A 5,866-nucleotide genomic window follows, 5' to 3' on the forward strand; every position below is an offset into this window, starting at 1 on the left:
CCCCTGCATCTTCGTAAATTGAACGCTTTTTTGTTTTGAGACCATAAATACCTGCCCTAAGTGGTTGAAATCATTGATGAAAAATCTGCTGGATAGTAACAAGCTTTGAAGAGGCTGTCAAGGCTTATGTCTTTTTTCGAGGCTTTAAATCTTGACTTTTATTGGTTCCTTGCCATAAGTGGCGACATCGACTGCTAAAAAATCATCCGACATTTCATTTCAATCTCATGCGTAAGCAAATCTGCTTCAGGAGGAACATCTATGCATCTTAATGAGCTCAAAGCCAAAAAAATTGGCGAGTTGATGGACATGGCTCATGCTCTCAATATTGAAGGGGCGGCCAATCTACGAAAACAGGAATTGATTTTTTCGCTCCTGCAAGCCCACGCAAGCCAGAGCGGCGCAATTTATGGCGAAGGAGTTTTGGAATGTCTTCCTGATGGATTCGGTTTTTTGCGCTCCCCCGATTATAATTATCTCCCCGGTCCCGATGATATTTATGTTTCTCCCTCCCAGATTCGCCGATTTAATTTGAGAACCGGCGACACCGTTTCCGGTCAGATTCGTCCTCCAAAAGATTCCGAACGTTATTTCGCTCTTTTGAAAGTGGAACAAATTAATTTTGAACCTGCCGATGAAAGACGTGAAAGAATTTTGTTCGATAATTTAACTCCGTTGTATCCTGAAGAGCGTCTCAATCTTGAATTTGACCGGAATAATTATTCAACACGCATCATGGATTTGCTTTGCCCCATCGGCAAAGGTCAGCGCGCGCTGGTTGTTTCTCCGCCAAGAGCCGGTAAAACCATTTTGCTCCAGAATATCGCGAATGCGGTTACCAAAAATCATCCCGAAGTGGCGCTCATTGTTTTGCTGATTGATGAACGTCCGGAAGAAGTGACGGATATGCAGAGAAATGTGAAAGCGGAAGTGGTTTCTTCCACTTTTGATGAACCCGCACAGCGCCACGTTCAGGTTGCCGAAATGGTCATCGAAAAAGCGAAGCGATTGGTTGAAGGCGGGAAAGATGTGGTGATTCTGCTCGACAGTATCACTCGTTTGGCCAGAGCTTATAACGCCGTGGTTCCTCCTTCCGGAAAAATTCTTTCCGGTGGTGTGGACTCGAATGCCCTTCATAAACCGAAACGCTTTTTTGGTGCGGCCAGAAATATTGAAGAAGGTGGTTCGCTGACCATCATCGGCACAGCGCTTGTGGATACCGGCAGTCGCATGGATGAAGTTATTTTTGAAGAGTTTAAGGGAACCGGCAACATGGAAATTCTTCTCGACCGGAAACTCATGGAAAAGAGAATTTTCCCGTGTATGGATATTGCCAAATCGGGAACGCGCAAAGAAGAACTGCTTCTGCCCGAGTCCACGTTACAGAGGGTCTGGCTCTTGCGAAAATTACTGGTACCGATGAGCGTTGTCGATGCGATGGAATTCCTACTCGACAAAGTCCGTCCGACAAAAACAAACAAAGAATTCCTAGACAGCATGAATTCGTAACTTTAATGCCTGTACAAAATTTTCTGGACAGTTATTTGGGTGAAGTATAATATGCGATTGTAATCGCAGAAAAGGCTTTAATCTGAATAATATATTGATTTCATATGGTTACGAATTCGAATCTCTTGGAATTGCAAAACCCTTGGTGGAAAGACGCCTTCCTCATATTGAAGGACCAGCATCTGCTGGAAATTCAGGATAAACCTTACAAATACGATCCCCCTCTGCTTGATGCCATCACTTTCAACAGGGGAGACATCAATATTATTCGGGGTCCAAGACAGGTTGGAAAAACAACAACTCTCAAGCTCCTCATAAAAAAAATTGTTATGGGAGGAGCGAAACCTTCCTCGGTCATTTATTTAAGCTGTGAATCTCTAGAATCCCGGAAAGAACTGCAACATGTTTTAATGGAATGTCTCGAAGCGAAATTATCGGAACATGTATACATTTTTCTTGATGAGATTTCATTTATTCCATCATGGCAACGCGCCATACTTGCGCTTGCCAATATGGGATTTTTGAGAAATGCCAGCGTCATTCTGACGGGTTCCAATTCCAGAGATTTGAAGGAGAGCAGTGAAAAATTGCCGGGCAGGAGAGGAGAAGGAAAAGACTACAAATTATATCCCCTTTCTTTTCCCGAAATTTGCGGACTGGAATGTTTCAAAAATAAAAATCGGGATGAAATGCTGAATATCTATATGCTGATTGGCGGATTTCCAAGAGCCATTGCCGATTTTGCAACGCATGGTTATGTGACCGATTCCACTTATGAGACTTATCGCAACTGGATTGCAGGCGATGCCCAAAAATACGAACTGAGGCAGGAGACGCTCAAACAAATTCTTTTTCGCATCGCCGAAACCATGAGTTCCAGAATAACATGGCCGATCCTGATTGAAAACTCCCCGGTCAAAAGCCATGAGACGGCGTTGCAATATGTGGAACACCTGCAAGACGCCTTTCTGTGTTTTATCCATTACTGCTACAACGAGAGAATAAAAGGGGCTGCGTTTCAGAAAGCGAGAAAATTATATTTTATTGATCCACTGCTTTTTACCATTTCAGCAACATGGCGTGTTGGAACGCCCAATATGTTTGACTGGATGCGATTGAAATTGAGCGAACCGGAATTTCGTGGAAGATTGTTTGAGAGCATTGTTGTCAGTCACGCATCGAGATTGTGTGAACGAACATACTACTGGTATTCAACCAAGCAGAAAAAGGAAGTGGATTTGGTGATGGTTTATCAGGAAGGGATTACCCTTTATGAGGCAAAATTGCAGGGAGAGGCGCCATACAGAGCAATGGAAAGGGACGTTCAAATCATATCTCCGGAGAAATTTTTCGATTTTGTCAGCAAACAATCCAAAATAATTCAATCTACCGCCGTGGGAAAATAGCGATGCCGTTGGCGATGCGGGAAAGACCGGGTTGATCAACTTCCGATCCCTTCCATTTAAAATAGAGTTGCGTGGAACCGCCTCCGTCCAGATTGAGGGCGTCTGTGCAGTCCAAACCCTCTTCCTCTTGAGGTTTGCGAAAGAGATCGGCGAATTCCGTCATCGACATTTCTGAATTATCCGTTACGGCAATCACAATATCTCCATTGTTTTGGATGCCGATGCCGGAGCGCGGATCTATGGAAGGTTTTAATTTTTGCACTTGTCCCTGAACAACCAGTCTTGGTCCCACTTGCAGGGCGATCTCGATGTTTTTATCCTGCTGAAAAGTACGTTGCGGAACGATGCTGGGTTTTCCATCAATAATCTGAAAAACGCCCCACCAAGAAGTGGGATGAAGAGGATTGATGGTTTGACCATTCCGCACCAAAAGTCCCAGAGATTTATGTTCCGGGCTGAAGAAGCCGCCATTCACAACCAAAATGGCTTTTGATTTTTTGGCTAATAGGGCGGCGGTTGCATCAGAGGCGCCAAAATCTTTTGCCGTGGCAACAGAAAATCTGAAAAGTTTCGGGTCGATTTGGAAGGCATGAACGTTTCCGAAATTGGTATAAGCAAAGCCTTGATCTATGACTTGCCAAGTGTAGGCGTGGGCAGAGCGGCAAATTAAAAATCCAAACATCAAAATGCAGAATTTTTTTACTACCGCCATAGGTTCACCTCGGAACCTTCTTTGAGTTGATCTTGTCCCTTCGTTACCACGATGTCATTTTCTGTCAAACCTTCCTGAATTTCTGTGAGGTTTGGGTTTTCTTCATTTTTGCGCGTATAAACGCGCACCCGCCAAGCCCTGTTTTGCCGGACCACATAGACATAATCCCTGTTGCTGTCGTTCAAAACGGCTTGTGAAGGGATGCTCAATATTTTTACTTTTTGGGGACTCACAAATTGCACTTGAGCTTGCATGCCTCCCTTGAAAACCAAGTTGGGATTGGGAAGCGCCGCCTTGACTTCAAAAGTATGATGGGCACCATCGAGTTCCGGATTAATAAAGCTAACGATTGCGGGAAATTTTTGTTCTCTCAAACCTTCCACTTTCACCTGAACCGGAGTTTCTTTCCGAACCGATTGGGTGTCGCCTGCGGGAAGATTAAAGACAACAAGCATTGGGTCGGGTTTGACAAGTGTTAAAACGGTTTGATGCGCCGGAATATTTACTCCGCCGACCATATTTTTTGAGGTAATCATTCCGGAAAATGGGGCGTTAAAATTGATGTGGTGAAGCTGGTTATCCACAACCGCAATGTCCGATTTGACACGCTCCACAGCGGCATCGCTTGCCTTTGATTCCGATTCCACCGCTTCATAAAGCGATTTGTCAATTTTTCCTTCCTGAAGGAGACGGTCGCGGTTTTTATAAAAATAACCATTTTTTTCCGCCATGGCCTCTTTTTCCAAAAGTTGTGATTTCAATTGGGCCTGTTTGAGAATGAAATCCTGTTCGTTGAGTGTAAAAAGAAGATCTCCCTGATTCACGGAATCACCAATGTTGGCGGTGACCCGTTCAGTTTTAACGTCTATCGGAAACTGAATTTCGATTTTTTCACTGGGAGCCAGTGTTGCCGGCAGGGAAAGGGTCGGCTGTTTTTCTTCAACCAGAGGTTTTTCAACCGAAACGGCAATTCTGTTGTCGCTTGAAAAAAAACTGCCAAAGGGATTGTTGGTGCATGCCGTCAAACCTAAAAGGGCAATCAAGCCCCATGATTTTTTAAGGGCACCTCTAAAAACCCCGCTTGTCATCCTGAACACATTCGCTTCGCTCAGTGTAAACTCCGTGAAGGATATGCTTGATAACAAAGTGGATTCTTCGCTTCGCTCAGAATGACAAATTATGATTTTCATAGGTTTTTAGAGGTGCCTTTTAAAAAACATGGTTCTTAATCCTTTTCGAATTCGCGTGTTTTCGTCCAAACAGAATCGCAGATGCAACCCTCGGTTCGGCATGGTTTAAATGTAATTTTCTTTCCTGAAACAGTGCATTTATCGCACAAAACCATTATGCCCCCGGAACGATCAATGGAACAGTTCCCTCCGTGGTAGGTAAATCCACCATTGCTGATATCGTAATACATCACCCACATACCGTTATCATTTGGAAACGGCTTAAAAACAATTCTTTCATCATCGTTTTCTATGGGAGGGCCGCCGATATCCGGGTTGCAAGTGCAAGTCCATACGGAACGGTAATAGCCTTCGATGTGATTCGGGTCGCCACTGAGAGGGGCGGTCCCGGAAGGACTGTTACCACCGGAAGGACTGTCACCACCAGAAGAACTGCCGCCGGACGGTGTATCTTTTTTGCCTCCACCACCGCCCTGGGGCGCCGGCTCACCGGAGGTGTCGCCGCCCGTAACTTGCTGGATGCAAATTTCACCTTTGCAGACAAGCCCTTTGTCGCACGAGTGATCCGGACGACAGGTCTTTCCCAAAGACCCACTTGCAGAGGAATGGGGGGTAAGACGATGATGCTTTCCGCTGGAACGACCACCCATTTGGAGAAGACACAAAGGAATTAATGCCGGTAAAAGCCACGTAAGTTTTTTCACAATCCCTCCTTAGTTTTTATTTTTTGAAACTATACTCCGGGCGTGTTTTTTTCAAGCAGACAATCTGTGTGTCCAATCAATAATTGACGGTGCCAACCCTGCATGTTACGCACGCCTCCTTATGACAGCATCTGTCGACATGAACACGCTGGTTTCCCTGTGCAAGCGGCGTGGTTTTGTTTTTCAATCCAGTGAAATTTACGGTGGATTGAACGGTTTTTGGGATTTTGGACCGATGGGGGTGGAACTCAAACACCATGTCAAAGAATCATGGTGGCGTAGGACCGTTCAGTGGCGCGAGGATGTGGTCGGCATTGACACCAGCATCATTGCCCATCCCCAAAC

General features: G+C 45.1%; 6 protein-coding genes. 3 read left to right on the forward strand and 3 right to left on the reverse strand.

Annotated features, from left to right (window positions below; genetic code table 11):
- The first annotated feature begins 261 nt into the window (after positions 1-261).
- Both rho and HY877_00260 read left to right on the forward strand, forming a co-directional pair.
- The gene (gene rho, locus HY877_00255; GenBank protein MBI5298720.1) at positions 262-1,509 is read left to right on the forward strand and encodes a transcription termination factor Rho; all 1,248 of its coding nucleotides are present in this window, start codon (positions 262-264) and stop codon (positions 1,507-1,509) included.
- Between the two features lie 104 nt (positions 1,510-1,613).
- Complete coding sequence (locus HY877_00260; GenBank protein MBI5298721.1) at positions 1,614-2,915, forward strand: ATP-binding protein; 1,302 nt, start codon at positions 1,614-1,616, stop codon at positions 2,913-2,915.
- Here HY877_00260 and HY877_00265 read toward each other — a convergent pair.
- From HY877_00265 to HY877_00275, 3 genes are read right to left on the reverse strand one after another with little or no spacing between them, the layout of a single operon-like run.
- A complete protein-coding gene (locus tag HY877_00265) occupies positions 2,896-3,627 on the reverse strand; it encodes a phosphodiester glycosidase family protein (GenBank protein MBI5298722.1) in 732 nt (243 codons plus the stop codon). The genes HY877_00260 and HY877_00265 overlap by 20 nt on opposite strands.
- On the reverse strand, positions 3,618-4,817 hold the full coding sequence (locus tag HY877_00270) for an efflux RND transporter periplasmic adaptor subunit (protein ID MBI5298723.1): 1,200 nt from the start codon (positions 4,815-4,817) through the stop codon (positions 3,618-3,620). The genes HY877_00265 and HY877_00270 overlap by 10 nt, the downstream gene beginning before the upstream one ends.
- A 35-nt stretch (positions 4,818-4,852) precedes the next feature.
- On the reverse strand, positions 4,853-5,521 hold the full coding sequence (locus tag HY877_00275; protein ID MBI5298724.1) for a hypothetical protein: 669 nt from the start codon (positions 5,519-5,521) through the stop codon (positions 4,853-4,855).
- A gap of 121 nt (positions 5,522-5,642) precedes the next feature.
- Between HY877_00275 and HY877_00280 the strand changes: the two genes are divergently transcribed.
- A partial coding sequence (locus HY877_00280) for a glycine--tRNA ligase (GenBank protein ID MBI5298725.1) occupies positions 5,643-5,866 on the forward strand: 224 nt, incomplete at its 3' end.

The organism is Deltaproteobacteria bacterium (assembly GCA_016213065.1).
Taxonomy (GTDB): Bacteria; UBA10199; UBA10199; order SPLOWO2-01-44-7; family SPLOWO2-01-44-7; genus JACRBV01.